The sequence below is a fragment of the Pseudomonas sp. 18.1.10 genome (assembly GCF_024655625.1).
Classification (GTDB): Bacteria; Pseudomonadota; Gammaproteobacteria; order Pseudomonadales; family Pseudomonadaceae; genus Aquipseudomonas.
Genome location: NZ_JANLGL010000018.1, coordinates 24,956 through 50,468, shown reverse-complemented (window position 1 = coordinate 50,468; position 25,513 = coordinate 24,956). Strand labels below are relative to the sequence as shown.

Below are 25,513 nucleotides of genomic sequence, written 5' to 3'. Positions count from 1 at the left end.
AACTGATACACCGCATTCGCGAGCAAGCCCGCTCCCACACAAGCCCGCTCCCACATTTGTTGATTGCCGCTAGTCCAGCAGTCGAGTGATGGCCCGCACGATCATCTCGACCTCTTTGGCATCCAGGGTCAGCGGCGGCAACAGGCGAATGATCTTGCCCCGCGTCACATTGAGCAAAAGTCCGTGCTCCTGCGCCGCACGCTGGGCCAGGTTACGATATGGGCTGGCCAGCTCGATGCCGATCATCAAGCCCTGGCCACGAATCGCCAGGACCTGTGGATGCTCACTCAACTCCATCCGCAGCCGGGCCAGCAGGCGCTCGCCCTGCTGCGCCGCGTTCTGGAGCAAGCCTTGCTCTTCAATAATATCCAGCACCGTGCAACCTACGCGGCAGGCCAGCGGGTTGCCGCCAAACGTGCTGCCGTGACTGCCTGGGGTGAACAACTGCGCCACCGCCGACCGCGCCAGGCAGGCGCCGATGGGCACGCCGTTGCCAAGGCCTTTGGCCAGGGTCATCACATCCGGGAGGATGCCTTCGTGCTGGAACGCAAACCAGGTGCCGGTACGGCCGATGCCGGTCTGGATTTCGTCGAGCATCAGCAGCCAACCGTGGCGCGTACAGTGATTACGCAGGGCTTGCAGATAGCCGGGCGGCGCGGGCAGGACGCCACTTTCGCCCTGGATGGGCTCCAGCAGGACGGCGGCGATACGCGCGCCGTACACCTTGGTGATCGCTTCAATCGCGGCGATATCACCAAAGCCCACCTTGATGAAATCCCCCGGTAAACGCTGGAACCCCAACCGTACGGACGGCCCGTCGCTGGCCGCCATGGTGCCCAGGGTGCGGCCGTGGAAGGCGTTCTCCATCACCACCACCAACGGTTCTTCGATGCCTTTTTTCCAGCCATGCAAGCGCGCCAGTTTCAGCGCCGTCTCGTTGGCCTCGGCGCCGGAGTTGTTGAAGAACGCGCGGTCGAGGCCGGACAACTGCGCCAGACGCTGGGCCAGGCGTTGTTGCCAGTCGATGCTGTAGAGGTTGGAGGTGTGCAGCAGCAATCCCGCCTGTTCACTGATGGCACTCACCAGTTTCGGATGGGAGTGCCCCACATTGGTCACCGCTACACCCGCCACCGCGTCCAGGTATTCACGGCCTTGCTGGTCCCACAGGCGCGTGCCCAGGCCACGGGTGAAACTCAGGGCCAGGGGTTGATAGGTGGTCATCAGGCAGGTGGCGGTCATGGTTGCAGCTCCAGTGCATCGTTGTGATGCCTGCAGTATCGTTAGCCACCTGAGCTGGATAAACTGCGCTTTCGTGCAATGACTTTGAATCAGGACTTGATAATGGATTTGTTCCAGGCGATGTCGGTGTACGTAAAAGTCGTGGAAACCGGCAGCATGACGGCCGCCGCGCAGGCCTGCGGGATGTCGACCACCATGGTCGGCAATCACCTGCGCGCCCTCGAACAGCGCCTCGGGGTGAGCCTGCTCAAGCGCACCACACGCAAACAAAGCCTCACGGAATTCGGCGGGCAGTATTACCAGCGCTGCCTGGAAGTGCTGGGGCTGGTGGCCGACTCCGAGCAACTGGCCGAGCAAGCCCACAGCGACGTGCCCAAAGGCACCCTGCGCATCACCGCGCCACCGGCCTTTGGCACCGAGCGCCTGGCCCCGGCCTTGAGCGAATTTTCCCAGCGTTATCCGCAGGTCAAGCTCTACGTAGTGCTCAGCAACCAGCGCATGGACATGGTCGACAGCGGCTTCGACGTCGCCATCCGCCTGGGCGACCTTGAACCCTCCAGCCTGATCGCCCGGCCGATGCAGGATTACACCATCACCCTGTGTGCCTCGCCGAGCTACCTGGCGCGACGCGGCACGCCGCAAACCCCCGAAGACCTGCAGCAACATGACTGCCTGGCCTTCGCCTACCCGTCCACCGACGATTGGCGCAACGCCGACAAGCTCTGGCGCATGAGCGGCCCGGAAGGCGAAGTGGAAATCCCGGTGTCCGGCTCACTGACCATCAACAGTTCGCAAGCGCTGCGCCAGGCGGCGGTGCAAGGCATGGGCATCGTCATGCTGCCCGATGCCCTGGTGCAACCCGACTTGCAGGACGGCAAGCTGACGGCCTTGCTGACCGCCTATCAACTGCCCAGTCGCCCCATGCACTTGCTGTACGGCCAGGATCGTTATCGCCTGCCAAAACTGCGCGCGTTCGTCGATTTCGCCATGGAGAAATGGGCGCGCTAGAAGCCGCCCGCAAGCAGGCGCGGTGCGCTCGGCAGAGCGTAAGAAGGTTCTGGGGCAGCACAAAACAAATGTGGGAGCGGGCTTGCCCGCGAAAGCGGTGCATCAGTCGCCATCCTCAGCGACTGACACTCCGTCTTCGCGGGCAAGCCCGCTCCCACATGTTTTTGCTCGCCCGGGTTTTAGGCCTGGATCAGACCCTTGATCTTCACATCCGGGTTCACGTCGGCGTCGTAGTCCACGCCGTCGATTTCAAAGCCGAACAAGCGCAGGAACTCCGCCTTGTAGCCGGCAAAATCGCTGATCTCGTTGACGTTGTCGTCGGTCACCTGGTTCCACAGCGCAGCCACCGCGTCCTGGACTTTAGGCTCCAGCTCGGCCAGGTCGGCACGCAGGCGGCCGTCGGCGTCGAGTTTCGGCTCGCTGCCGTAGAGGCTGTCCTTGAACAGGCCGTAGACCTGCTCGATGCAACCTTCGTGGGTGCCCTGCTCTTTCATCACTTTGAACAGCAGCGATAGGTACAGCGGCATGATCGGGATCGCCGAGCTTGCCTGGGTGACCACGGCCTTGAGCACCGACACACGGGCGTCGCCCTTCAGCGCGGCGAGGTTGTCGCGCAGGGTCAGGACTTTTTTGTCGAGGTCTTTCTTGGCTTCGCCGATGGAGCCGTTCCAGTAGATGTCCTGGGTCAGCTTTTCACCGAGGTAGGTGAACGCGGTGGTCTTGGCGCCTTCGGCCAACACGTCGGCATCACGCAGGGCGTCGATCCACAGCTGCCAGTCTTCGCCACCCATGACTTTCACGGTGCCGTCGATTTCTTCCTGGGTCGCAGGCTCAAGGGTGGTGTCGACCACGACGCCTTTGTCGGTGTTGATCCCGCGCAGGGTCACGGCCTTGCCGATCGGCTTGAGGGTGGAGGTGTGCACCACGCCTTGCGGGTCGGTACGGCGTGGCGCGGCCAGGCTGTAGACCACCAGGTCAATCTTGCCCAGGTCTTTCTTGATGGTTTCGATGGTCAGGCGCTTGATCTCGTCGGAGAACGCGTCGCCGTTGATGCTCTTGGCGTACAGGCCTTTCTCGACTGCAAACTTCTCGAATGCGGCGCTGTTGTACCAGCCGGCCGAGCCGAGCTTGCCGTCTTCACTTGGCTTCTCAAAAAACACGCCCAGGGTGTCGGCACCGCAGCCAAACGCAGCACTGATGCGCGCGGCCAGGCCGTAGCCAGTGGAAGCGCCGAGGACCAGCACCTTCTTGGCGCCGCCTTCGATGGCGCCGTGTTGGGTCACGTAGTCGATCTGTTGCTTGACGTTCGCTTCACAGCCAACAGGGTGAGCGGTCACACAGATAAAGCCACGAACCCGCGGTTTGATGATCATAAAATTTCTGCCTCTTCCAAGGGGTCGATGGCCAGTGGTGGCCATTCAACTTCAATCGTACCGGTCTATGACGCCCGAAAAACCGAAGCGTCACGATAGTCGCAAATCTTCTGTTTACAAAATCCAATCGGTAAACGCGTATGCCGTTAAAAACTGTGTAAAGCGTTCACAATTTCGCAATATTTGTAACGCCTGTCCGGCGCTGGACGCTTTATCATGACGCAGTTGTTTCATTATGTTTCAAAACCCACCACTCGCGGCCACGGATCCGGACCTGTCGATTGGCGTCCAGCCGGAGCTGAGCTTCATGAACACGTCTGCCCTACGCAAAAAAGCGGTGTCCATCGCCTGGATACTCGGCGTTCTACTGATTATTTGCCTCTTCCCCCTGACCACCGTGGTGTTCCTCGGCCTGGTGCTGGTGTGTGGCGTCTATGACTTCCTGCGCAACGGCCTGTATGACACGCCCACGATCAAGAAATACTTTATCGGCAGCGGCCGTAACACCTGGTTGCTGGCACCGTTCAATACGTTGTTCGACCTGTTGAGCTCACGCAACCGCCACGTCTACACGATGAACGACCTGCCGCCGGCCTGGCGTGAAGACCTGCAACAGGTGCTCGACGAAGCCATGGGCCACAAGGATGAAATCATCGGTTACCTGGACGAACGCATGGCCGAGAAGCAGCGCGGGATGTTGTTTTTCCAATGGTACGGGCGGCCGATCGAGACCACCCTGGACATACCGAAGCTGCGCGAGAAGCTGCCGTTCGTGAAGACCATCGGCGTGTCGGTGTTCAACGAAAACCGTTCCACCTCGTTTCACTTCGGCCCACTGCGCATGATGTTCCGCGTGCTCTACAACATGGCCCCCGCACCCCATCATGACGGCGTCTACATCCAGGTCGGCGAGCATAAACATTACTGGCACGACGACCCGCTGTTCATCTTCGATGACACGCTGATGCACGCCTCCTTCAACAAGAACGATGCAAAGCGTTACTGCCTGTTTATCGATATCGTGCGGCCGACCCCGCTGCCGAGGGTGCTCAATGCCGTGATCGCGGGGTTTGCCGCAATGGTCTTTACCCTGCGTCGGGTTTTCTACAAAAACTGGAAGCTGATTCAGTAAGTTCTGCGGCATGATGGTGGGCGACGGTGTTTGCACTCGGCCTTGTGCCTGAGGTAAACAATGGTCTCGTGCGACCGAGTTCGGCGCCCAACATTCTCCAGCCATCGCGGCCCGTTACGGGCGCGGTGGCTGCGCTTTCAAGGAATCAGAATGCCCCAACGTCAAGTCATCAATGCCTCCGTCAGCCCCAAGGGCAGCCTCGAAACCCTGTCCCAACGTGAAGTGCAGCAACTGAGCGAAGCCGGCACCGGCAGCACCTACACCCTGTTCCGCCAGTGCGCCCTGGCGATCCTCAATACCGGCGCGCATATCGACAACGCCAAGACCATCCTCGACGCCTACAAAGATTTTGAAGTGCGCATCCACCAGCAGGATCGCGGTGTGCGCCTGGAGCTACTGAACGCGCCGGCCGATGCCTTCGTTGACGGCGAAATGATCGCCAGTACCCGTGAGATGTTGTTCAGCGCCCTGCGCGACATCGTCTACACCGAGAACGAACTGGACAGCCAGCGCATCGACCTGAGCAACTCCTCGGGCATCACCGACTACGTGTTCCACCTGCTGCGCAACGCCCGTACGTTGCGCGCCGGTGTCGAGCCGAAAATCGTGGTGTGCTGGGGCGGCCACTCGATCAATACCGAAGAATACAAATACACCAAGAAAGTCGGCCACGAACTGGGCCTGCGCAGCCTGGACGTGTGCACCGGTTGCGGGCCCGGCGTGATGAAAGGTCCGATGAAAGGCGCGACTATTTCCCACGCCAAGCAACGCATTACCGGTGGGCGCTACCTGGGCCTGACCGAGCCCGGCATCATCGCCGCCGAAGCGCCCAACCCGATCGTCAACGAGCTGGTGATCCTGCCGGATATCGAAAAACGCCTGGAAGCGTTCGTGCGCGTCGGCCACGGCATCATCATCTTCCCGGGCGGCGCCGGCACGGCCGAGGAGTTCCTGTACCTGCTGGGCATCCTGATGCACCCGGACAACCGCGACCTGCCGTTCCCGGTCATCCTCACCGGGCCAAAACACGCCGCGCCGTACCTGCAACAACTGCACGCGTTCGTCGGCGCAACCCTTGGCGAGGCGGCGCAGGCGCACTACCAGATCATCATCGACGACCCGGCCGAAGTGGCCCGCCAGATGACGGCCGGGCTCAAGGGCGTGAAGCAGTTCCGCCGTGAGCGCAACGATGCGTTTCATTTCAACTGGCTGCTGAAGATCGACGAAGGCTTCCAGCGCCCGTTCGACCCGACCCACGCCAACATGGCCAGCCTGCAACTCAGCCATGCGCTGCCGCCCCACGAACTGGCGGCCAACCTGCGCCGCGCGTTCTCGGGGATCGTGGCGGGCAACGTCAAGGACAAGGGCATCCGCCTGATCGAAGAGCACGGCCCGTACGAAATCCACGGCGACCCGGCCATCATGAAACCGCTGGATGAGCTGCTGCAGGCATTTGTCGCCCAGCACCGTATGAAGTTGCCAGGTGGCGCAGCTTACGTGCCGTGCTATCGCGTGGTGCAATAACGCCAGCAGTTGGTCATACGTTGTAGCGCTTTGGGCGTGTTCCAGGGCGTGCTGATGGTGTGAATCGGGCTAGGGTTTAGTGAGTCCGATTCACTCACAGCAGAAGGCACAACCTATGGACCAACGGATCTTGTCCTCCATAATTCCTTACCCTAAGGTAAGGAATATCACCGTGGAGACTTTCAATATGGCGACCGCCACACTTACCTCGAAAGGACAAATCACCATTCCCGTCCAGGTCAGGACCGCCCTGGGCCTTGAGACAGGCGATCGCGTTGAATTTGTCGAAATGGACGACGGCAGGTTTTCGATCATTGCGGCAAGCAAAAACGTGCATGACCTGAAGGGCCTGATCCAGAAACCCGCCAAGGCCGTATCCCTTGAAGACATGAACCGCGCAATCGCCGCACAGGGAGCAAAAGCCGGATGATCGGCCTGGATACCAATGTGCTGGTGCGTTATCTCACCCAGGATGATCCCGTCCAATCGGCCAAGGCTTCAGATCTGATTGAATCGCTCACCACGCTGTCGCCGGGGTTTGTCAGCCTGGTCTCGGTGGTGGAACTGGTATGGGTGTTACAGAGCTGCTATCAATCGGCCAAGAGTGAGGTGGTAGTGGTTCTGGAGACGTTGCTGCGCACCCGCGAGTTGACTGTCGAGCATGCCGAAACCCTCTGGCAGGCACTCCGACGGTTTACCGCAAGCACGGCCGACTTCGCCGACTGCTTGATTGAACGCTGCGCCCATGCAGCAGGATGCGAGTACACCGCCACCTTCGACCTCAACGCCGCGAAGGCAGCGGGAATGAAAAGGCTGACCTAACCGTGCAGGGCTCAACGCACCCAGCCACCGCCCTGCCAGTGGTAACCGTCATTGCGTTGCACCCAGTGCGGATGCACATAACGGTAACCTTCGCGCACCGGTTCCCAATGGCCGTGTACCGCGACATAGCGCCCACTCTCCCAGCGCCAATAACCGCGTGACCACACATAGCCGTAACGTGGCACGGGTTCGACTTCGATCACTTGCACCGGCGGCGGCTGTGGCGCGATGACTTCGACATACTCTCGTTGCACCGGCCTGCGCTCATGCACGACACGCTCCTGAACACACCCCGACGCAGCAACCACCACTGCCGCCAATGCCGCATAACGTAGCCACATACAAACCCCTCGGGCGTTATCGCCCCAAGCCTACACCGGTAAAAAATCCCCCCTTGTCACAGCCGCGCTCCTGCTTGGCCTGGGTTCTTTTTAACAGGTGGTGTCTGTCGGGTTGCTGAACCCATCGCCGCCGACAGACTCGCACCCACACGTAATGCACAGGCACAAAAAAGCCCGCTGACCGTCACCGGTTCAGCGGGCTTTTTTGTCTCAGCGTGGCCCTAGGACCACAGCTTTTTCTTACAACGCCAGGTCAGACGCTGGCTTGCTCGGCTCAGCCGCTGGCTTGGCAGCCTCGACAGCCTTCGGCGCAGCGCTTTGTGGGATCACAGGCGGTGTCGGCAGTTGCAGGACACCGGCGGTGTAGGCCCATTCCTTGGCAACCGCTTCCGGGCTGTCGTTCAGCTTGGTGCCGTAGCTCGGTACGATCTGGTGCAGTTTTGCCTGCCACTCAGGGGTCGCAACCTTGTCCTTGAACACTTTCTGCAGCACGGTCAGCATGATCGGAGCCGCAGTGGACGCGCCTGGCGATGCACCCAGCAGGCCGGCGATGGTGTTGTCGGCGGAGCTGACCACTTCAGTACCGAGTTTCAGGACGCCGCCCTGCTCTTCGTCACGCTTGATGATCTGCACGCGCTGACCGGCTTGCCACAGGCGCCAGTCTTCTTTCTTGGCGTTCGGGAAGTACTCTTGCAACGCCTTGAAGCGGTCGTCATCCGACAGCATCAGTTGGCCAGCGAGGTACTCGACCAGTGGGTATTCACGAATACCGACTTTGGTCATTGGCCAGATGTTGTGGGTGGTGGTGCTGGTCAGCAGGTCCAGGTACGAGCCTTCCTTCAGGAACTTGGTGGAGAAGGTCGCGAATGGGCCAAACAGGATCACACGCTTGCCATCCAGCACACGGGTGTCCAGGTGCGGAACCGACATCGGTGGCGCGCCAACCGACGCTTTGCCGTAGGCCTTGGCCAGGTGCGCCTCGGCCACGGTTGGGTTATCGGTCACCAGGAACGAGCCGCCTACCGGGAAGCCTGCGTATTCCTTGGCTTCAGGAATGCCCGACTTTTGCAGCAGGTGCAGTGCACCGCCGCCCGCGCCGATGAACACGAACTTGGCGTCGGTTTCGGTCTTGGTGCCGTCTTTCAGGTTTTTGTAGCTCACACGCCACGAACCGTCGGCGTTCTTGGTGATGTCCTGCACTTCGCTCGACAGTTTCAGGTCGAACTTAGGCGTGGTTTGCAGGTGAGCGACGAACTGGCGGGTGATCTCGCCGAAGTTCATGTCGGTACCCAGCGGGCTCCAGGTAGCCGCGATCTTCTGGTTCGGGTCACGCCCTTCCATCATCAGCGGAACCCACTTGGCGATCTGCGCCGGGTCTTCGGAGTACTGCATGCCGGCGAACAGCGGGCTGGCTTGCAGGGCTTCGTATCGCTTCTTGAGGAACTTGATGTTGTCATCGCCCCACACAAAGCTCATGTGCGGCGTGGTGTTGATGAACGAACGCGGGTTCTTCAGCACGCCCTGCTGGACCTGCCAGGACCAGAACTGACGGGAGATCTGGAACGCTTCGTTGATTTCGACCGCTTTCGGGATCTCAACATTGCCGTTCTTGTCTTCCGGGGTGTAGTTCAGCTCAGCCAGGGCCGAGTGACCGGTACCGGCGTTGTTCCAGCCGTTGGAGCTTTCTTCGGCCACGCCATCAAGGCGCTCGACCATTTCCATCGACCAGCCCGGCTCCAGCTCATTGAGCCATACACCCAGGGTCGCACTCATGATGCCGCCGCCGATCAGCAGCACATCGACTTTCTTTGCCTCTTCCGCGTGAACGGACGTGATCCCCATCGACAAAGCCAGCCCCAGCAGGGCAGTGTTTACTTTCTTAAACATCAGTAGCACCTATGATAAAACGCCATCCGCCCTACCGCCCCCGTTCATGGGCAACCCTCCTTCACACTGCGCCAGGCAACGCACCGCGGGGTTTGCACACTCACTTCAAGGCCGCAGGGTGGGCACACAAGGCCGACGTATCGACCTCACTTTTATGTCCCTTCTGCGCTGACTTCTTATCATTATTGGCTTCAGCTACCTGGGCGACAGCCAACCGTCGGCGCGTATTCGGGTGAACGCACCTTGGAAAGCGTAGACCAAGACGGCGCGCAGAATATCACGCTCGGGGAGGATGGGGCGTCTGATGTGGACTCGCCGGTCGAATGCCGCCATCGGCTGGCGGGCCTGGCCCGCACCAGCGGGTAGTGGCGTTGAACTATTCAGCTCCCGATCCGGTCAGCCCGCTGGCAAATGTAGCAACTGCCAGCGCAAATTTTTCCATTTACTCTACAATCAGCAACACGTGAAAACAGGACTCTTCGTGAGTAGTATGACGACACCAAACGATCGATATAGAGATGACGAAATAGATCTTCTGCCGTTTATTCATGCCCTGTGGAAGAGCAAGTTCAAGATTCTTGCGGCAACCGTGGTTGGGGTGGCCATTTCTTTCGCTGTCTTCTATACCACCGCACCCAAATGGGTCGCCAGCACTTACATCGCAAAACCCGCGCTATTGAGCCTTTATAACGAGCTGCGCAATGCCCATATCGCGCCCGCCACTGAGCAGGCTTCAGAGATCAGGCTCTACAGTTCGATACAGGACGATGTGTTCAATACCGCCATGGGCATCATGACGGCCAACGGAATCGACAGCGCAGGCACGCCGCAGCCTTATATCTTCCGCGTGTCGTCCACGGCCAGCAGCAAAGAGCAGGCAGAGGCGCAGCTGAAGGCGGCGCTGGCCGTCGCCAACACGCAGGCGCTCAACCTCAACCTGCCCTCACTGGCTGCCGACAATACGCTCAAGGCCTTCAATCCACTGAGCGGTTTCAGCACGTTTAATTCGAAGAGTTTGAAGCCCTATTTAGCCCCCGGTTTTTTCATCGGGTTTATGTTCGGCTGCCTAGTTGCCCTGATCCCGTTACTCAAACTTCATTTCGGACGGGCGACTGGTAAATAACATCACGCACATCCATTCGCGGACCCGGCAATAAAACTTGAATCACGGATGCCCCAAACCGTTTCGCGGAAATTGTCGTTTTCATTGCGCACTCGTCAACCCATCAAGCAATGGCGTAAAGCCATCTTTCGCCACAAACAATACTTCGTACACAAGTCGCACTCATCAGCTCGTTGGTGGCCTTCCATTGCGCTGGTCTAGCGCTTCGTGCCCGAGCGCCGCGACGAACCACGCCGCGTTCAACCCGGCCAATGCATTGGGTCGATGGTTTGGCGGGATCGCGATCAGCGCCGGTTTCGGCTGGACCAGCACCGGCTACATCGACGCAGCGACCGCACTGATCGGCCTGGAGTTTACCGGGTAGCACGTCGAATGCCTGGAGGCAATTAAATGAAGATCGCATCTGAGTCAATGCCGTAAAAATCAAAAACCGCCATTTACGATGAATATTTATTCGTCAGACAGGTTAGGTTCAGGTTGGATCCAATAGCGGCATACGTGTAACATCTCTGTAACATTTACCCAATGACAAGGATGTGTTTTGATTTTCCCCGACAGAGGTGTGCTTAAGAGTTTTCCCTCGATACTCGACCACCGTAAAGCCAGAATTTTTCTGACAGAAGACACGAATATCAATGTCGAACTGGCGATCCAAGAGCTGATTGACAGCCGGCACCAGTTGCAAGACCGCATCAGCGCCCCGCTCCAGGGCATGGAAAGCGACCTCTTCGCCAAATTCCAGCCCCTCGACAGCTTCAAGCCCAAATTGAGAGTGACCCTCGGCCGTGCAAAGCGCGACGGCGCCTTCGATTGGCCGGTCGAAGAAGTCATCAACACCCACGCCGCACAACAACGCGGGGCCCCCATCGCCAACCTGCTCGGGTTTGGCTACCGAAAATCCGCGATTGGTTTGATCCAGGAATTCTTCATCTTCACCCAGATGCTCGACGACCACGTCAACGGCCTGCAGTGGCTGGACCAAAGCCGCGACATCCGCGGCCTGGTCAACCTGTCGTTCGACCTGCTGCGCGCCCTGCACGACAAGGGCATCGTGCACATGGACTTCTGGGCGAACAACGTGATGATAAACGCTGACGCACCCTACGCCGCCAAGGCCATCGACCTGGAAAACTGCTTCCTCACCCCGACCGATCACATGACCGAAGTGCTGGCATTTCAATTCGGGTTCTATTACCGACGGGAAGTTTTCCGCTTCATGATCGAGCAGGACTATGACCAGATGGTTAAGGAAGAACTGCACAAATACAGCGAAATCGACCGCAGCCGGTTTGACAGCATGTACGCGGCATGCAAACACGAAAATATCAGCCGTCGGGCCAGGCGGGAGATTTTTCATAGGGGCACAGTTGTTGCCGGATGAGCGTGACGGCGCACATTGAACCTGAAGCCGCAGTGCAAGATATCTGGCCCCTGATTCCTGATAAACTCACGCCCTCTGCCTTGCTCACTCAGACTTTCCAATGTCCCTGACTACTGCTGCACCGCAATCCGTTGCACGGCGCTTTTCTGTTGCGCCGATGATGGATTGGACCGACCGCCACTGCCGCTTCTTCCTGCGCCTGTTGTCGAAAAACGCCCTGCTCTACACCGAGATGGTTACTACCGGCGCGATCCTGCATGGCGACCACGAGCGCTTCCTGCGTCACAACGACGCCGAGCACCCACTGGCATTGCAACTGGGCGGCAGCGTTCCGGCGGATCTGGCCGCGTGTGCGCGGATGGCTGAGGCCGGTGGTTACGATGAGGTGAACCTCAACGTCGGCTGCCCCAGCGACCGCGTGCAGAACAACATGATCGGCGCGTGCCTTATGGGCCACCCCGCGCTGGTGGCGGATTGCGTGAAGGCGATGCTTGATGCGGTGGCGATTCCGGTGACGGTGAAGCATCGCATCGGGATCAATGGCCGCGACAGTTATGCGCAGTTGTGTGATTTTGTCGGCCAGGTGAAGGACGCGGGGTGCACCAGTTTTACCGTGCATGCGCGCATTGCGATTCTGGAAGGTCTCTCGCCCAAGGAGAATCGGGATATTCCACCTTTGCGCTATGACGTGGCGGCGCAGTTGAAGCAGGATTTCCCTGAGCTGGAGATCATTCTTAACGGCGGGATCAAGACGCTGGAACAGTGCCAGGAGCACTTGCAGGTGTTTGATGGGGTGATGCTGGGCCGCGAGGCTTACCACAACCCCTACCTGTTGGCGGAGGTGGATCAGCAGTTGTTTGGCAGTACTGAGCCTGTGATCTCCCGGGCCGAGGCGCTGGCGCAATTGCGGCCTTATATCGCGGCGCATTTGGCAACGGGCGGCTCGATGCATCACATTACCCGGCATGTGCTGGGGCTGGGGACGGGTTTCCCGGGGGCGCGAAAGTTTAGGCAGTTGTTGTCGGTGGATATTCATAAGGCGAGCGATCCGCTGGCGTTGCTGGATCAAGCGGCACAATTGCTGGACGGGCGCTGATACCCTCATCACAGGTCATCAGGGTTGAACCTGCCGGCCTTTTTGCCCTCCTATCTACCAGCAAGGCCAGTCATTCAAACGGCTGTTTTCAGGTTGTTGCCCTCGCAAACGATCGAACGCATTTGCGCCCTTGAGCGCCTGTCGGCGCTCGGGTAATGTCATCAGACCCATAGGACAGAGCACGCCCATGACTTCCAAGCTGGAACAACTCAAGCAAATCACCACCGTCGTAGCCGATACCGGCGATTTTGAAGCTATCGCTCGGGTCAAACCGCAAGATGCCACCACCAACCCTTCCCTCTTGCTCAAGGCCGCGTCGATTCCCGCGTACGCCAAGCTGCTGGATGAGTGCGTCAAAGACTGCAACGGTGATGTCGGCCTGGCCAGCGATCGCTTTGCGGTCGCGGTGGGTCAAGAGATCCTGAAAGTGGTACCGGGCCGTATTTCCACCGAAGTGGACGCGCGCTTGTCCTTCGACACCGACGCCGTGCTCAAGCGTGCGCATCGCCTGATCGACCTGTACGAAAAAGCCGGCATTGGCCGCGACCGCGTGCTTATCAAGATCGCCTCCACCTGGGAAGGCATCCGCGCCGCCGAAAAGCTGGAAAAAGAAGGCATTCAGACCAACCTGACCCTGCTGTTCTCCTTCGCCCAGGCTGTTGCCTGTGCCGAAGCCGGTGTGTTCCTGATCTCACCGTTCGTGGGCCGCATCTACGACTGGTACAAGAAGGCCAACGGCAGCGACTACACCGGTTCGGAAGACCCGGGCGTGCAGTCGGTGACGCGCATCTACAACTACTACAAGGCCAACGGCTACAAGACCGTGGTGATGGGCGCCAGCTTCCGCAACCTGAGCCAGATCGAAGAGCTGGCCGGTTGCGATCGCCTGACCATCAGCCCTGACCTGCTGGAGAAACTGGCGGCCGACAACGGCAAGCTGGAGCGCAAGCTGGCTCCAGGCCACGCCGGTGAGGCGCGTGTGCATCTGACTGAAGCGCAGTTCCGTTGGGAGTCCAACGAGGACGCGATGGCGACTGAGAAGCTGGCGGAGGGGATTCGTCAGTTTGCTCGGGACCAGGAGAAACTGGAGGCACTGCTGAGCGCCAAGTTGTAAGGCAGGCTGTAACAAAAAGGGCGATACCTGTGAGGGTATCGCCCTTTTTGTATTTCACCGATCCAAAGCCGAGCGCAGATCAACTGTGGGAGCGGACTTGCTCGCGAAGGCGGAGTGTCAGGCAACTCACCTGTTACTGAACCAGCGCATTCGCGAGCAAGCCCGCTCCCACACAAGCCAGTCCCACAGTTGGGTTGTGTTTCGCCTGGAGTCTAGTGGCGTTCGAGGGCGTTGACCAGGTCGTGGAACGCTTCGCGGTTGGACTCGTTCAAGCCCATCAGGATCTTGTGCGCTTCCAGCACCTTGACCCGCACCACTTCTTCGGACTGGTCCTGCGATGGCAGGTCGGTCAGGCATTCCGGGCACGGGATCGGACGATCAACGATGTTGAACACCTGGTCGAAACCCATGGACTGCAACAAACGGGTGATGTCTTCGTGGGTGGTGACGACCGTCGGCAACAGGCCGACCTTCTGCCGAGACAGAATGGACAACTTGGCCAACAACCCCAGGGTGGTGCTATCGATGCTGCGGGTTTCGGTCAGATCGATCACGATCGCCGAGAAATTCAGCGCGGTGAAAATCCGCTCAATCGTCGCATCCAGCGCCGAACACAAGGTCAGGCGCACTTCACCGACAAACTTCAGGACAAAGGTCCCGTCTTGCTCGGCGAATTGGATTCTTCCGGTACTCATCAAAGATTCCTGCTCAACACCAATAGGGCGATATCATCCGGCATCTCCCCCAGCGTGGCCAATCCAAACACTTGCCGCAGGCCATCCAGGCTGCCGCCCGCCGACTTGACCTTTTGGGGCAAGGCGGCTTCTTTCTCCTTGAGTGTAGGCTCTGGAAGCAAGTCCAGGATGCCGTCGGACATCAGCGTCAGGCTGAAGGTCGGCGGCAGCTCCAGGATGTGATCTTCGTAGGTGGCTTCATTGAACAAGCCTACGGGCAGACCACGTCCCTCCAGGTAGCGCACACTGTCAGGCGTATACAAAACAGGCATCGGCAGGTGACCGCCAATACTGTAGGTCAAAAGACCGGTTTCTTCATCAATCACGCCGCCGACCATCGTCACATGCTTGCCCAGCTTGCAGCTGATTAAGCCTCGGTTGATGTGGCCCAGCACCTCGGACGGCGTGAACTCCGGCAAGGTGCCATTGCGCTTGGATTCAAACAACAACCGCGTAGTCATGAACTTCAACAACACGGTGACAAACGCGGAAGAGGCGCCATGGCCGGAGACGTCGGCCAGATAGAACGCGACACGGCGCTCATCCACGCGGAAATAATCGACAAAATCCCCCGACAGGTACAACGACGGGATGATCTGGTGGGCAAACTGGAATTCGTCGATGGTCCACGGACTCACCGGCAACATGTTCATCTGCACCTGGCGACCGGCGTTCTGGTCTTCCTGGAGCAGGTTCAGGCTGGCTTCGAGTTCGCGGTTAGCGGTTTCGAGCTTTTCGCGGTAACGCTGGTTTTCCAGGAGCAGGCGTGCACGATCCAGGGCGCGGCGCACCGAGTGCTCCAGCACCGCCAGGTCTTCCAGGGGCTTAATCAGGTAGTCGGCAGCGCCCAGGCGCAGGGCCTCGACCGCGTCGTTCATCACCCCGGCACCGGACACCACAATCACCGGTGTCTGCGGCGCAAGCTCAGTCACCTGGCGAATCAGCTCCAGGCCGCCCATCTGGGGCATGCGCAGGTCGCAGATCACAAGGTCGGGCTTGTCGCGCTCGAATACCTGGAGACCCTGTTGGCCATTGCTGGCCTGCAGGACGCTGAAGCCACTGTCTTCCAAATAGGCCGCGAGACTCGCGCGCACTACTTCGTCGTCATCGATTATCAGCAGCGTGGCACTGGTTTTTTGCATGTGGGCAAACGGCGCCAGAATTAGGTTGGCGTAGGCAGCTCGGCAATGGCCGGACTCACACTACTGGATTCGCTTTCTAGCCACTCTGTCCTACAAAGCACGGGCTTTTGGCCTACGCACAACAGTAAAGCAGAGGTGCCCTTCTAAGGCGCAGACGGTACTCCCATCCGTCAGGGGTTTCAAGCTCATGCCGATGGTCGCCGGGCGTCTTTACATCGCAAATCACTGGGAGTTATAAGAACAGCCACGACCACAACACAAAGTAAGGATGGAACCCGTGAGCGAACACGAGCGCGACTACGCCGAAAAACGCGATTTCATCCGCATGCGAGTGGATGCCGATGTGTCTTTGATCCACGCCGGGCAAGAGATTGCAGGGGTTTGCGTGGACCTTTCCAGCTCCGGTATGCAGGTGCAGGCACCTCGCCAATTCCAGGTAGGTGACCAACTGACGGTACGCATCGATTCCGAGCACAACGCCCTCACGGGGCTGGAAGCGGATACCGAAGTGGTCTGGACCAAGACAAACGGCGCGGACCAGCACTTGGGCCTCAAGATCTTGAAAATGCACTGAAATCCGCGCACAAAAAAGGCGACCCTTAGAGGTCGCCTTTTTTTCATTTCAAGACATCACAGCTTAAAAATCATCGACAACCTTGCCATCCTTGACCTTGAACTCGCGGTTCTGCAAGTAGGCGTTGCGGATGAAGGTGTACTTGTCGCCGGTGATGAGCTTCTCGCTGTCGAGCAGGCTGGCACGGACATCAACCACGTTCAGGCCGAAGGTGCTGTTGCGCCAGCCGATATCGTTCATGTAGCGGTACGGCTGGGTGTAGCTGTCCACGTACTTGGACGGCGCGTCACGCAAGGTGCTCGGGCCCAGTAGTGGCAGCATCACGTAAGGACCGCTGCCCACGCCCCAGTAGCCGAGGGTCTGGCCGAAGTCTTCGTCGCTGCGTTGCAGCCCCATTTTGGTGCCGACATCGATAAAGCCCAGCACGCCAAACGTGGTGTTCATCAGCAAGCGCGCCGTGTCCACACCCGCCGCATGCGGCTTGAGTTGCAGCACATTGTTGGCCAGGTTGCCGACATCGCCGATATTGCGGAAGAAGTTGTGGACGCCATCCTGCATGAATTGCGGGGTCACGAACTGATAGCCTTGGGCCAATGGCTTGAGGGCATAGGTATCAACGGTATCGTTGAAGGTGAAGATCGGGCGGTTCACGCTTTCCCAGGGATCATCTTCCGATGCGGCCTGTGCGGCGAACGGGGCCAGCAGCACAGTGGCACACACCGAAAGCTGAGCGAAGTAGTGGCTCCAGCGCATAGCTTTTGCTCCTTGAATGGTCTGTCATGGGCGCTATGCCCTGAATAAGGCCGTGAGTATATGACGGAAGTGTCCATTTAGGCAGCAACCGGGAAACGTCCTGCCCAAAATGCACAAAATTCCTACAATTAAAGCCCGGTGTCATCCGTCTGTCATCCCGTTCCGATAGGGTCAGAGCTATTTCAGGGATGTCGCCATGCCTCACGCCGAGATTGCCATCGCCAGCGCGCCTGCCTTGACTGCTGTTCTGTTCGGCCTGAGTGGTTGTCTGGTGGACTTCGGTTCCCAGGCCCGCAGCGATTCGCCTTCGCCCGATTCCCTGGCAACGCCCGGCGCCCTGAAAATCCTGCGCAACCTGCAAGAGCAAGGCGTCCCGTGCGCCTGGCTGGATGAACTCCCCGCTTCGATCACCACACCACTGGCCGCCGTGCTGCCCGGCTGGCTGAAAGCGACGTCGCCCTCCTCCACTCGCTGGCCTGCACCTCACGCCTGCTGGCAGGCCTTGATGGAATTGCACATCGAACGCCTGGAAGGCTGTGTGCTGGTCAGCGGCGAACCGCGTTTGCTGCAGTCGGGACTCAACGCCGGCCTGTGGACCATTGGCCTGGCGTCCTGCGGCTCGCTGTGCGGCATGGCCCCGGCGCAATGGCAGGCGTTGAGCGAGCAAGAGCGCGAGCACAAGCGCGGCAAGGCCACCGTGGCCCTGTACGGGCTGGGCGTGCATTCGGTAATCGACCACCTGGGCGAGCTCGGCACCTGCCTGGCCGACATCAGCCTGCGTCAGCTCAAAGGCGAGAAGCCCTGATCGAGATCATGCACAGTCGGCGCAGGTGGATTAGTCTACAGGTCAGCCCGTAGACCTTTCTCGGCGTGCCGCGGTCTATGCCAGTGCCTATCGATAAAAGGAAACACGTCATGCCTGATCGCAAAAAACTGGAAGAACAGGTCGAGATCCTGCGCGGGCAGCTGGAACAGGAACCGCCCCTTTCGGAAGAAAAACGTACAGCACTGGAAGCCTTGATTGCCAGGTTCGAGCTACAACTGGAACTTGAACCGGCCACCCAGACACCCAGTATTTCCGACGATGTGAATCAAGCGGCCATCGAGTTCGACGCTGAGCACCCGCTGATTTCCGGGACATTGCGCAACATCATGATCACCTTGGGCAATATCGGGATCTGACCCAGGTTTCAAGCCAAACCCAGAAACCAATGTGGGAGCGGGCTTGCTCGCGAAGGCGGCGCGTCAGTCAACAGATTCATTGGCTGATCTACCGCATTCGCGAGCAAGCCCGCTCCCACAATTGTTTTTACGTGGAACTTACTGGCGCGCCAGGCGCACGTTCTGGAACGCCACATCCTCAGTACTGCGGTACGGGTTGATGTCCAACCCACCACGCCGCACATAGCGCGCATACACCGTCAACGTCTCAGGCTTGAGCAAACGTTGCAGGTCGAGAAAGATCCGCTCCACACACTGCTCATGGAAGTCCGAGTGCTGGCGAAAGCTCACGATGTATTCCAGCAGGCTGGCGTGATCCAGCGCCAACCCACGGTACTCCACCACCACGCTGCCCCAGTCGGGCTGGCTGGTCACCGGGCAGTTGGATTTGAGCAGATGGCTGTGCACGCTCTCCTCGACGATGCGCGAAGCATCGCAACGCAGCAGCTCCGGGCGCGGGTGCTCGTAGTTGCTGACGCTGATGTCCAGTTCATCGATGCACACGCCCGGCAACGCCATCACACCTTCGGCCTCGATCTCGGCCAGGCTGCGGATGCGCACACTGACCGGCTTGCCGGCAGCGGCGCCGAGGTCGGTGCGCAGGGTCGCTTCCAGGCTCGCCGTGTCGGCAAACGCGGTCTGGTTCAGCGAGTTGAGGTACAGCTTGAAGGACTTGGACTCGATGATGTTCGGCGAGTCAGCCGGGATGCTGAACTCACCGATGGCCACCACCGGCTTGCCCGACGGCAGCAGCCAGGACAGTTCGAAGCAGTTCCAGAAGTCCACGCCCTTGTAGGGCAGGGTCTCGGCGCTCAGGCCCAGCTCGGCCCATTTCGCGGCGCGAGGAATCGGAAACAGCAACGACGGGGTGTAGGTGGAGATGTATTCACTGGACTTGCCCAGCGGCGAATGTTCGGCTGCGGGATGCATGGCGGAAACCTGGCTAAATAAACGCCGCCAGTCTACCAGCCTTTGCCCCCGCCTTTGCGGCCTACTCGACGTTCAGCTCTCCCACCATGCCCGCCTGGTAATGCCCAGGCAGGTTGCAGGCAAACTCCAGGCCCGTGGACCGGGTAAAGGTCCAAGTCAACTCGGCGGTTTTCCCGGGTTCGACCAACACGCTATTGGGATCATCGTGTTTCATCATCGCGCCATGGCCCATGGCACTGTGATCCATCTTGCCCATGCCAGTGGCCGTGAGCATGCCACTGGCCTGCATCTGCAACATTTCCTTCTGGTGCTCGGCATGCATCGCCGCGTCGCCCAGGTTGAATTCGTGAAGTAACTGGCCTTTATTGACCAAGACAAAGCGCACGGTCTCACCGGCTTTTACGTCCAATGACTTGGGCGAAAAGGAAATATCCTGCAAGGTCACTTCCACGGTGCGCGTGGCCTGAGCGGCCGCTGCTGCGTGGCCAAATGCATAGGTATGCGCCGGGTCCGCCATCGCGGCAAAACTCGCCACCAACAGGCAACCTGCCAATAACAGGGGTGTACGCAACGCCATCTCGACTCTCCAAAAATGTGTAACACACTGAACAGCACTTTAAGATGGGACCGCTGCCAGCCAGCTGACTGCTAGATTACAACTTTGTCAGGTTGCGCCCCTACCCTGGAACCCACGGTATAAAGCGCCTCGTGCACCGCCACTCAGAGCCGCCCATGAAACTGCTGATCGTCGAAGACCAACCGAAAACCGGCCACTACCTGCGCCAGGGCCTGGCCGAAGCCGGCTTTTCCACCGAGCTGGCGGCCGACGGCACCAGCGGCCAGCACCTGGCACTGACCGGTGACTACGATCTGCTGATTCTCGACGTCATGCTACCCGGTCGCGATGGCTGGCAAATCCTGCAAGCGGTGCGCAGCGCCGGCCTGGAGACGCCGGTGCTGTTCCTCACCGCCCGCGACGCCGTGGAAGACCGCGTGCACGGCCTGGAACTGGGCGCCGACGATTACCTGGTCAAGCCCTTCGCCTTTTCCGAACTGCTGGCCCGGGTGCGCAGCCTGTTGCGCCGTGGCAGCAGCGCGCCACAGGAAACCGCCCTGCAACTGGCCGACCTGCGCCTGGACCTGATCCGCCGCCGCGTCGAGCGGGACGGCCAGCGCATTGACCTCACCGCCAAGGAATTCTCCCTGCTCGAACTGCTGCTGCGTCGCCAGGGCGAAGTGCTGCCCAAATCGCTGATCGCCTCCCAGGTGTGGGACATGAATTTCGACAGCGACACCAACATCATCGAAGTGGCGATCCGCCGCCTGCGCCTGAAAGTCGACGACACCTTCCCCAACAAGTTGATCCACACCGTGCGTGGCATGGGTTATGTGCTGGAGGAGCGCTTCAATTGATCCAGCGCCTGTCCCTGGCCAGCCGCCTGGCACTGTTGTTTGCGGCGTGTACCGCGGTGGTCTCGTTGCTCGCCGGCGTGCTGTTCAACCGCGCCAGCGAGGCGCACTTCATCGAGCTCGACCAGCAACAGCTCGACAGCCAGCTCGTTGCCCTGCGCAGCACCTTGCAGGGCGTGGACTCGGCCGAATCCTTTGCCCGGCGCGAAGCCCAACTGCGCGCCGAACTCAGTCACCAGCCCGACCTCACGCTGCGCATTACCCGCGCGGGCCAGCGCTGGTTCGACGGCGCACCGAACGTGACCTTGCCCGAGCCCCCCGGCCTGCACAGCCTGCAAAACGCTGGCACCAACTACCGGGTATACAACGCGCCGTTGACGGCCAATCAGCCTGGCTCACCGCAACTGAGCCTGATGCTCGACATCACCCACCACCAGCATTTCCTGCAACGCATGCAGCATCTGATCTGGCTCACCGTTGGCCTCTCGGCACTCGCCACCGCATTGCTCGGTGCCTGGGCCGCGCGCAGCGGGCTGCGGCCGTTGCGGCGCATGGGTGAAGTGGCGGCCAGCGTATCCGCTCATTCCCTGACCCAGCGCCTGCCCCAGGAACAGATGCCGGCCGAGCTGGCTGAACTGGCCCAAGCCTTCAACGCCATGCTCGGCCGCCTGGACGATGCCTTCCAGCGCCTCTCGGCGTTCTCCGCCGATATCGCCCATGAGCTGCGCACACCGCTGTCGAACCTGCTGACCCACACCCAGGTCATCCTCACCCAGCCGCGCCCGCTGGAGGACTACCGCGAAGCGCTGCACAGCAACCTGGAAGAGCTGCAATGGATGGCGCAATTGGTCAACGACATGCTGTACCTGGCCAAGGCCGACCACGGTTTGCTGATGCCCAAGCGTGAGCCCTTGGTATTGGCCGATGAAGTGGACACCTTGCTGGAGTTTTTTGCGTTGCTGGCGGAGGACGCCCAGGTCAGCCTGGTGCGTGAAGGTTCTGCGCATACAGCAGGCGACCGCGGCATGCTGCGTCGGGCGCTGTCGAATCTGCTGGATAACGCCTTGCGGTTTACGCCGACGGGGGGTGAGGTGCGGGTGAGGATAGAGGAAGGCGTGAGGCTGACCGTTGAAAATACCGGGGAAGGTATTCCAGCGCAGTTGCTGCCGAGGCTGTTTGACCGATTCTACCGGGCGGACCCCGCGCGCCATGAGGGCAGCAGCGAGCACGCGGGGTTGGGGTTGGCGATTACCCAGTCGATTGTGCGGGCGCACGGCGGGCGGATTTTTTGTGAGTCGGGGAAGGGTTGGACCAGGTTTGTGATTGAGTTGCCGGCTCCAGATTGAGGCAAGCTGTGCCGGCCCTATCGCGGGCAAGCCCGCTCCCACAGTTTTGATTTGTGAATACATTCAACTGTGGGAGCTGGCTTGCCTGCGATAGCGATCCAAAGGCCTACGAATACCTCAGCGCATGCGCCGGCTCAATCTTCGCCGCCCGATACGCTGGATACAGCGTCGCCAAAAAGCTCAACACAAACCCCGCCGTGCAAATCAGCACCACATCGCCACCTTGCAGCTCCGAAGGCAGGTTGCTGACAAAGTACACGTCCGAACTGAAGATATGCTGGCCGGTCACCCGCTCCATCCAGCCCACCAGCGCACTCACGTTCAGCGCCGCAATCACCCCCAGTACGCCGCCGATCAAGGTGCCGACGATGCCGATCACCGTGCCCTGCACCATGAAGATCGCCATGATCTGCCGTGGCGTGGCACCGATGGTGCGCAGGATGGCGATGTCGGCGCCCTTGTCGTTCACCACCATGATTAAGGTCGCGATGATGTTGAACGCCGCCACGGCGACGATCATCAGCAACAGCAGGCCGATCATGGTTTTTTCCATCTTCATCGCGCTGAACAGGCTGCCCTGGGTGTGGGTCCAGTCGTCCGCCTTGTAGGCCGCGCCCAGGCTGCCGGCGATATCCGCCGAGACCTTGGGCGCCGCATACAGGTCTTTCACCGCCAGGCGCACGCTTTGCACCTGGTTCGGCTGCCAGTGCTGGATCTCTGCCGCGTCGGCCATGTGAATCAAGGCCATGGAGCCATCCAGCTCGGCGCCGACCTTGAAGATACCGACCACATTCAGACGCTGCATACGCGGGGTGATACCCCCCGGCGCCGTGCTGATTTCCGGGACGATCAGGGTCAGCTTGTCGCCCACATTCAGGCGAAAGCGCCGTGCGGTGATTTCGCCGACCACCACGCCGAACTCACCGGGTTTCAGGTCTTCCAGTTTGCCCTGCACGATGTGCTGGGCCACGATCGACACCTTGCCTTCCTGGGCTGGATCGACGCCGCTGATCTCAATCGGCTGCATCGCGCCCTTGTAGGAGAACATGCCATCCATCTGCGTGAACGGTACTGCGGCGGTCACTTCAGGATTCTTCATCGCAGCGGCGGCCACTGGCTGCCAGTCGTCAATCGGGTTCACGCCGACGATAGTGGCGTGGGGCACCATGCCGAGGATGCGTGAGCTCATTTCGCGCTGGAAGCCATTCATCACCGACAACACCACGATCATCGCCAATACACCCAGGGCGAGGCCGATCATCGAGGTCATCGAGATAAACGAAACAAAACGGTTGCGGCGCTTGGCGCGGGTATAGCGCGTGCCGATGAAAATCGATAACGGTCTGAACATTCGCGGGCACCGTTGGAAAAATAGAAAACCCGATGTCAGACACCGGGCTTGAAACAGGTCAGATGGCGACCAGATGACCTTCCTGCAGGTGCAGCACACGGTCCATCTGGCGGGCCATGCTCATGTCATGGGTCACCACCAGGAACGCGGTGCGCATCTGCGTGCTCAGTTCCAGCATCAAGTCCTTGATGCCCTGGGCGGTGTGGGAGTCGAGGTTGCCGGTGGGCTCGTCGAGCATCACCAGGCCCGGGTTGTTCACCAGGGCGCGGGCGATGGCCACGCGCTGGCGTTCGCCGCCGGACAGTTCGGCCGGTTTGTGCTCCAGGCGATGGCCCAGGCCGACGCGCTCCAGCAGCGCCTTGGCGCGCTGACGGGCCTCCGGGATCGCGGTCTTGCCGATCAACAGCGGCATGCACACGTTTTCCAGGGCGGTGAACTCGGGCAACAGGTGGTGGAACTGGTACACAAAACCGAGGGAACGGTTGCGCAACTGGCCACGGGCCTTTTCACCGAGGGCCGACAGTTCTTCACCGGCCAGCCAGACGCTGCCCTGGGACGGCGTATCAAGGCCGCCCAACAGGTTCAGCAAGGTACTTTTGCCAGAGCCGGAACTGCCGACAATCGCCACGCGCTCGCCCGGGTGCAACTCCAGTTGCAGGTCTGACAGCACCACCACCGATTCCGGGCCTTCCTCGTAGGATTTGCCCAGGTTGCGGCAGCTCAAGATTGCTTTTTCACTCATGCCCGATTCACTCATAACGTAAGGCCTGTGCTGGCTGGGTGCGTGCCGCGCGCCAGGCTGGATACAGGGTGGCAAGGAAACTCAAGACCAACGCGGCGCCGCCCACCATCAGCACGTCCTGGGCCTGCACCTGGGACGGCAAGTAATCGATGAAGTAGACGTCGGCGTTGAGAAACTTGTGGCCGATCAGGGTTTCGAGGCCGGCGATGGCGGCGCTGACGTTCAGCGCGGCAAGGATGCCGACGGCGGTGCCGATCAGGGTGCCGACCACGCCGATCACCGTGCCCTGCACCATGAAGATCGCCATGATCTGCCCCGGCGTGGCGCCAAGGGTGCGCAAGATGGCGATGTCGCCTTTCTTGTCATTCACCACCATCACCAGCGTGGAGATGATGTTGAACGCGGCCACGGCGACGATCAGCAGCAACAGCAGGCCGATCATGGCTTTTTCCATACGGATGGCCTGGTACAGGTTGCCGTGGGTGCGGGTCCAGTCGCGGGCGTAGTACTGGGATTCGCCCAGGTGCTGGGCGATTTCCCACGAGGTACGCGGGGCGTCGAACAAGTCGTTGAACTTGAGGCGCAGGCCCTGCACCTGGTCCGGCTTCCAGCGATGCAGGCGGGCCAGGTCGGTGAGGTTGGTCAGGCCGAGGTAGCCGTCGATCTCGCCGGCGCCCACGTGGAAGGTGCCGACCACGGTAAAGCGCTTCATGCGCGGGAACATGCCGGCGGGGGTCACGGTGACTTCCGGGGCGACGAAAGTCAGCTTGTCGCCCAGGTTCACACCGAGCTTGGCCGCAGCCTTGTCGCCGATCACGATGCCGAACTCGCCGGGAGCCAGGTCATCGAGTTTGCCCGACAACATGAACTTGTCGATGATCGAGACGTTGCGCTCCTGGGCCGGGTCGATGGCATTGAGCAGGATCTTCTGCACCTTGCCGTCGTGGGTCAGCAACCCCTGCATCTGGGTAAATGGCGCGACAGCCAGCACCTTGGGGTTCTGCTTGACCTTGTCGGCCAGGCTTTGCCAGTCACTGATGGGCGCATCGCCCTCGATGGTCGCGTGGGGCACCATGCCCAGCACGCGGGTGCGCATCTCATGATCGAAGCCGTTCATCACCGACAGCACCACGATCATCACGACCACGCCCAAGGCGAGCCCGATCATCGAGGTCAAGGAAATGAACGACACAAAATGATTGCGGCGCTTTGCACGGGTATAACGCGTGCCGATAAATACGAAGAGAGGTCTGAACATGTCGGGGCTTGT

At 60.1% G+C, this 25,513-nt stretch carries 26 protein-coding genes and 1 pseudogene; 15 read left to right on the top strand and 12 right to left on the bottom strand.

Annotated features, from left to right (window positions below):
• Positions 1-69: 69 nt before the first annotated feature.
• Positions 70-1,239, bottom strand: coding sequence for an aspartate aminotransferase family protein (locus tag NUV89_RS05325; RefSeq protein WP_257780561.1), 1,170 nt, complete (start codon positions 1,237-1,239; stop codon positions 70-72).
• Between the two features lie 102 nt (positions 1,240-1,341).
• On the opposite strand from NUV89_RS05325, the gene NUV89_RS05320 reads away from it, so the two are divergent.
• Positions 1,342-2,247: a LysR family transcriptional regulator gene (locus NUV89_RS05320; protein ID WP_257780560.1), complete on the top strand. Its 906-nt coding sequence runs from the start codon at positions 1,342-1,344 to the stop codon at positions 2,245-2,247.
• 179 nt (positions 2,248-2,426) lie between these two features.
• Here NUV89_RS05320 and fabV read toward each other — a convergent pair whose 3' ends face one another.
• Complete coding sequence (gene fabV, locus NUV89_RS05315) at positions 2,427-3,620, bottom strand: enoyl-ACP reductase FabV (protein ID WP_257780559.1); 1,194 nt, start codon at positions 3,618-3,620, stop codon at positions 2,427-2,429.
• Between the two features lie 307 nt (positions 3,621-3,927).
• On the opposite strand from fabV, the gene NUV89_RS05310 reads away from it, so the two are divergent.
• The 4 genes from NUV89_RS05310 (at position 3,928) to NUV89_RS05295 (ending at position 7,098) form a co-directional block, all read left to right on the top strand.
• The gene (locus NUV89_RS05310) at positions 3,928-4,752 is read left to right on the top strand and encodes an aspartyl/asparaginyl beta-hydroxylase domain-containing protein (protein ID WP_257780558.1); all 825 of its coding nucleotides are present in this window, start codon (positions 3,928-3,930) and stop codon (positions 4,750-4,752) included.
• Positions 4,753-4,902: 150 nt separating this feature from the next.
• The gene (gene ppnN / locus NUV89_RS05305; RefSeq protein ID WP_257780557.1) at positions 4,903-6,276 is read left to right on the top strand and encodes a nucleotide 5'-monophosphate nucleosidase PpnN; all 1,374 of its coding nucleotides are present in this window, start codon (positions 4,903-4,905) and stop codon (positions 6,274-6,276) included.
• A 172-nt stretch (positions 6,277-6,448) separates the two neighbouring features.
• The gene (locus NUV89_RS05300; protein ID WP_257780556.1) at positions 6,449-6,706 is read left to right on the top strand and encodes an AbrB/MazE/SpoVT family DNA-binding domain-containing protein; all 258 of its coding nucleotides are present in this window, start codon (positions 6,449-6,451) and stop codon (positions 6,704-6,706) included.
• Positions 6,703-7,098 carry a PIN domain-containing protein gene (locus NUV89_RS05295; protein WP_257780555.1) on the top strand — a complete coding sequence of 132 codons (396 nt, stop codon included), beginning with the start codon at positions 6,703-6,705 and terminating at the stop codon, positions 7,096-7,098. The genes NUV89_RS05300 and NUV89_RS05295 overlap by 4 nt, the downstream gene beginning before the upstream one ends.
• Positions 7,099-7,109: 11 nt before the next feature.
• On the opposite strand, the gene NUV89_RS05290 is transcribed toward NUV89_RS05295, so the two are convergent.
• Positions 7,110-7,439, bottom strand: coding sequence for a hypothetical protein (locus NUV89_RS05290; protein WP_257780554.1), 330 nt, complete (start codon positions 7,437-7,439; stop codon positions 7,110-7,112).
• 240 nt (positions 7,440-7,679) lie between these two features.
• Complete coding sequence (gene mqo / locus NUV89_RS05285; RefSeq protein WP_017737365.1) at positions 7,680-9,326, bottom strand: malate dehydrogenase (quinone); 1,647 nt, start codon at positions 9,324-9,326, stop codon at positions 7,680-7,682.
• Positions 9,327-9,816: 490 nt separating this feature from the next.
• On the opposite strand from mqo, the gene NUV89_RS05280 reads away from it, so the two are divergent.
• The 5 genes and pseudogenes from NUV89_RS05280 to tal all read left to right on the top strand — a co-directional run bounded on the left by NUV89_RS05280 (position 9,817) and on the right by tal (position 14,040).
• The gene (locus NUV89_RS05280; protein ID WP_257780562.1) at positions 9,817-10,449 is read left to right on the top strand and encodes a Wzz/FepE/Etk N-terminal domain-containing protein; all 633 of its coding nucleotides are present in this window, start codon (positions 9,817-9,819) and stop codon (positions 10,447-10,449) included.
• 214 nt (positions 10,450-10,663) lie between these two features.
• Positions 10,664-10,839 (top strand): annotated as a pseudogene (locus NUV89_RS05275) (MFS transporter); the annotation flags it as partial.
• Positions 10,840-11,011: 172 nt separating this feature from the next.
• Complete coding sequence (locus tag NUV89_RS05270) at positions 11,012-11,830, top strand: hypothetical protein (protein ID WP_257780553.1); 819 nt, start codon at positions 11,012-11,014, stop codon at positions 11,828-11,830.
• A gap of 100 nt (positions 11,831-11,930) precedes the next feature.
• Positions 11,931-12,926: a tRNA dihydrouridine(20/20a) synthase DusA gene (gene dusA / locus NUV89_RS05265; protein WP_257780552.1), complete on the top strand. Its 996-nt coding sequence runs from the start codon at positions 11,931-11,933 to the stop codon at positions 12,924-12,926.
• A gap of 187 nt (positions 12,927-13,113) precedes the next feature.
• A complete protein-coding gene (gene tal / locus NUV89_RS05260) occupies positions 13,114-14,040 on the top strand; it encodes a transaldolase (protein WP_017737360.1) in 927 nt (308 codons plus the stop codon).
• A 212-nt stretch (positions 14,041-14,252) separates the two neighbouring features.
• On the opposite strand, the gene rssC is transcribed toward tal, so the two are convergent.
• Both rssC and rssB read right to left on the bottom strand, forming a co-directional pair.
• On the bottom strand, positions 14,253-14,735 hold the full coding sequence (rssC, locus tag NUV89_RS05255) for an anti-sigma factor antagonist RssC (protein ID WP_003172602.1): 483 nt from the start codon (positions 14,733-14,735) through the stop codon (positions 14,253-14,255).
• Entirely contained in the window at positions 14,735-15,916 is a 1,182-nt protein-coding gene (gene rssB / locus NUV89_RS05250) for a two-component system response regulator RssB (RefSeq protein WP_017737359.1), read from the bottom strand. The genes rssC and rssB overlap by 1 nt, the downstream gene beginning before the upstream one ends.
• A 277-nt stretch (positions 15,917-16,193) precedes the next feature.
• Here rssB and NUV89_RS05245 point away from each other — a divergent pair, with 277 nt between their 5' ends.
• Positions 16,194-16,490, top strand: a complete 297-nt coding sequence (locus NUV89_RS05245; RefSeq protein ID WP_257780551.1) for a PilZ domain-containing protein — start codon at positions 16,194-16,196, stop codon at positions 16,488-16,490.
• A 63-nt stretch (positions 16,491-16,553) separates the two neighbouring features.
• Here NUV89_RS05245 and NUV89_RS05240 read toward each other — a convergent pair whose 3' ends face one another.
• Positions 16,554-17,243, bottom strand: a complete 690-nt coding sequence (locus NUV89_RS05240) for a VacJ family lipoprotein (RefSeq protein WP_017737357.1) — start codon at positions 17,241-17,243, stop codon at positions 16,554-16,556.
• Positions 17,244-17,439: 196 nt separating this feature from the next.
• Here NUV89_RS05240 and NUV89_RS05235 point away from each other — a divergent pair, with 196 nt between their 5' ends.
• Both NUV89_RS05235 and NUV89_RS05230 read left to right on the top strand, forming a co-directional pair.
• Positions 17,440-18,048: an HAD family phosphatase gene (locus NUV89_RS05235; RefSeq protein WP_257780550.1), complete on the top strand. Its 609-nt coding sequence runs from the start codon at positions 17,440-17,442 to the stop codon at positions 18,046-18,048.
• 110 nt (positions 18,049-18,158) lie between these two features.
• Positions 18,159-18,425 (top strand): DUF4404 family protein, encoded by a 267-nt coding sequence (locus tag NUV89_RS05230; protein ID WP_257780549.1) that lies wholly within the window; start codon positions 18,159-18,161, stop codon positions 18,423-18,425.
• Between the two features lie 138 nt (positions 18,426-18,563).
• On the opposite strand, the gene queF is transcribed toward NUV89_RS05230, so the two are convergent.
• Positions 18,564-19,394 (bottom strand): NADPH-dependent 7-cyano-7-deazaguanine reductase QueF, encoded by an 831-nt coding sequence (queF, locus tag NUV89_RS05225; protein WP_257780548.1) that lies wholly within the window; start codon positions 19,392-19,394, stop codon positions 18,564-18,566.
• Positions 19,395-19,455: 61 nt separating this feature from the next.
• Entirely contained in the window at positions 19,456-19,971 is a 516-nt protein-coding gene (locus NUV89_RS05220; RefSeq protein ID WP_257780547.1) for a plastocyanin/azurin family copper-binding protein, read from the bottom strand.
• Positions 19,972-20,126: 155 nt separating this feature from the next.
• Here NUV89_RS05220 and NUV89_RS05215 point away from each other — a divergent pair, with 155 nt between their 5' ends.
• Together NUV89_RS05215 and NUV89_RS05210 are read left to right on the top strand one after the other, a co-directional pair.
• Positions 20,127-20,807 (top strand): heavy metal response regulator transcription factor, encoded by a 681-nt coding sequence (locus NUV89_RS05215; protein WP_257780546.1) that lies wholly within the window; start codon positions 20,127-20,129, stop codon positions 20,805-20,807.
• Complete coding sequence (locus NUV89_RS05210) at positions 20,804-22,150, top strand: heavy metal sensor histidine kinase (RefSeq protein ID WP_257780545.1); 1,347 nt, start codon at positions 20,804-20,806, stop codon at positions 22,148-22,150. The genes NUV89_RS05215 and NUV89_RS05210 overlap by 4 nt, the downstream gene beginning before the upstream one ends.
• Positions 22,151-22,256: 106 nt before the next feature.
• Here the strand turns inward: NUV89_RS05210 and NUV89_RS05205 are convergent, their stop codons facing one another.
• Genes NUV89_RS05205 through NUV89_RS05195 form a run of 3 tightly spaced genes read right to left on the bottom strand, consistent with a single transcriptional unit; the run spans position 22,257 to position 25,501 of the window.
• Complete coding sequence (locus tag NUV89_RS05205) at positions 22,257-23,501, bottom strand: lipoprotein-releasing ABC transporter permease subunit (RefSeq protein ID WP_257780544.1); 1,245 nt, start codon at positions 23,499-23,501, stop codon at positions 22,257-22,259.
• A 58-nt stretch (positions 23,502-23,559) separates the two neighbouring features.
• Positions 23,560-24,243, bottom strand: coding sequence for a lipoprotein-releasing ABC transporter ATP-binding protein LolD (lolD, locus tag NUV89_RS05200; protein WP_016971432.1), 684 nt, complete (start codon positions 24,241-24,243; stop codon positions 23,560-23,562).
• 7 nt (positions 24,244-24,250) lie between these two features.
• Positions 24,251-25,501 (bottom strand): lipoprotein-releasing ABC transporter permease subunit, encoded by a 1,251-nt coding sequence (locus NUV89_RS05195; protein WP_257780543.1) that lies wholly within the window; start codon positions 25,499-25,501, stop codon positions 24,251-24,253.
• Positions 25,502-25,513: the final 12 nt, after the last annotated feature.

What these genes read in the sequence shown, in the direction of transcription:
- NUV89_RS05325 (WP_257780561.1), bottom strand. Translation starts at nt 1,239, where the DNA reads ATGACCGCCACCTGCCTGATGACCACCTATCAACCCCTGGCCCTGAGT.
- NUV89_RS05320 (WP_257780560.1), top strand. Translation starts at nt 1,342, where the DNA reads ATGGATTTGTTCCAGGCGATGTCGGTGTACGTAAAAGTCGTGGAAACC.
- fabV (WP_257780559.1), bottom strand. Translation starts at nt 3,620, where the DNA reads ATGATCATCAAACCGCGGGTTCGTGGCTTTATCTGTGTGACCGCTCAC.
- NUV89_RS05310 (WP_257780558.1), top strand. Translation starts at nt 3,928, where the DNA reads ATGAACACGTCTGCCCTACGCAAAAAAGCGGTGTCCATCGCCTGGATA.
- ppnN (WP_257780557.1), top strand. Translation starts at nt 4,903, where the DNA reads ATGCCCCAACGTCAAGTCATCAATGCCTCCGTCAGCCCCAAGGGCAGC.
- NUV89_RS05295 (WP_257780555.1), top strand. Translation starts at nt 6,703, where the DNA reads ATGATCGGCCTGGATACCAATGTGCTGGTGCGTTATCTCACCCAGGAT.
- NUV89_RS05290 (WP_257780554.1), bottom strand. Translation starts at nt 7,439, where the DNA reads ATGTGGCTACGTTATGCGGCATTGGCGGCAGTGGTGGTTGCTGCGTCG.
- mqo (WP_017737365.1), bottom strand. Translation starts at nt 9,326, where the DNA reads ATGTTTAAGAAAGTAAACACTGCCCTGCTGGGGCTGGCTTTGTCGATG.
- NUV89_RS05280 (WP_257780562.1), top strand. Translation starts at nt 9,817, where the DNA reads ATGACGACACCAAACGATCGATATAGAGATGACGAAATAGATCTTCTG.
- dusA (WP_257780552.1), top strand. Translation starts at nt 11,931, where the DNA reads ATGTCCCTGACTACTGCTGCACCGCAATCCGTTGCACGGCGCTTTTCT.
- tal (WP_017737360.1), top strand. Translation starts at nt 13,114, where the DNA reads ATGACTTCCAAGCTGGAACAACTCAAGCAAATCACCACCGTCGTAGCC.
- rssC (WP_003172602.1), bottom strand. Translation starts at nt 14,735, where the DNA reads ATGAGTACCGGAAGAATCCAATTCGCCGAGCAAGACGGGACCTTTGTC.
- rssB (WP_017737359.1), bottom strand. Translation starts at nt 15,916, where the DNA reads ATGCAAAAAACCAGTGCCACGCTGCTGATAATCGATGACGACGAAGTA.
- NUV89_RS05240 (WP_017737357.1), bottom strand. Translation starts at nt 17,243, where the DNA reads ATGCGCTGGAGCCACTACTTCGCTCAGCTTTCGGTGTGTGCCACTGTG.
- NUV89_RS05235 (WP_257780550.1), top strand. Translation starts at nt 17,440, where the DNA reads ATGCCTCACGCCGAGATTGCCATCGCCAGCGCGCCTGCCTTGACTGCT.
- NUV89_RS05230 (WP_257780549.1), top strand. Translation starts at nt 18,159, where the DNA reads ATGCCTGATCGCAAAAAACTGGAAGAACAGGTCGAGATCCTGCGCGGG.
- queF (WP_257780548.1), bottom strand. Translation starts at nt 19,394, where the DNA reads ATGCATCCCGCAGCCGAACATTCGCCGCTGGGCAAGTCCAGTGAATAC.
- NUV89_RS05220 (WP_257780547.1), bottom strand. Translation starts at nt 19,971, where the DNA reads ATGGCGTTGCGTACACCCCTGTTATTGGCAGGTTGCCTGTTGGTGGCG.
- NUV89_RS05215 (WP_257780546.1), top strand. Translation starts at nt 20,127, where the DNA reads ATGAAACTGCTGATCGTCGAAGACCAACCGAAAACCGGCCACTACCTG.
- NUV89_RS05205 (WP_257780544.1), bottom strand. Translation starts at nt 23,501, where the DNA reads ATGTTCAGACCGTTATCGATTTTCATCGGCACGCGCTATACCCGCGCC.
- lolD (WP_016971432.1), bottom strand. Translation starts at nt 24,243, where the DNA reads ATGAGTGAAAAAGCAATCTTGAGCTGCCGCAACCTGGGCAAATCCTAC.
- NUV89_RS05195 (WP_257780543.1), bottom strand. Translation starts at nt 25,501, where the DNA reads ATGTTCAGACCTCTCTTCGTATTTATCGGCACGCGTTATACCCGTGCA.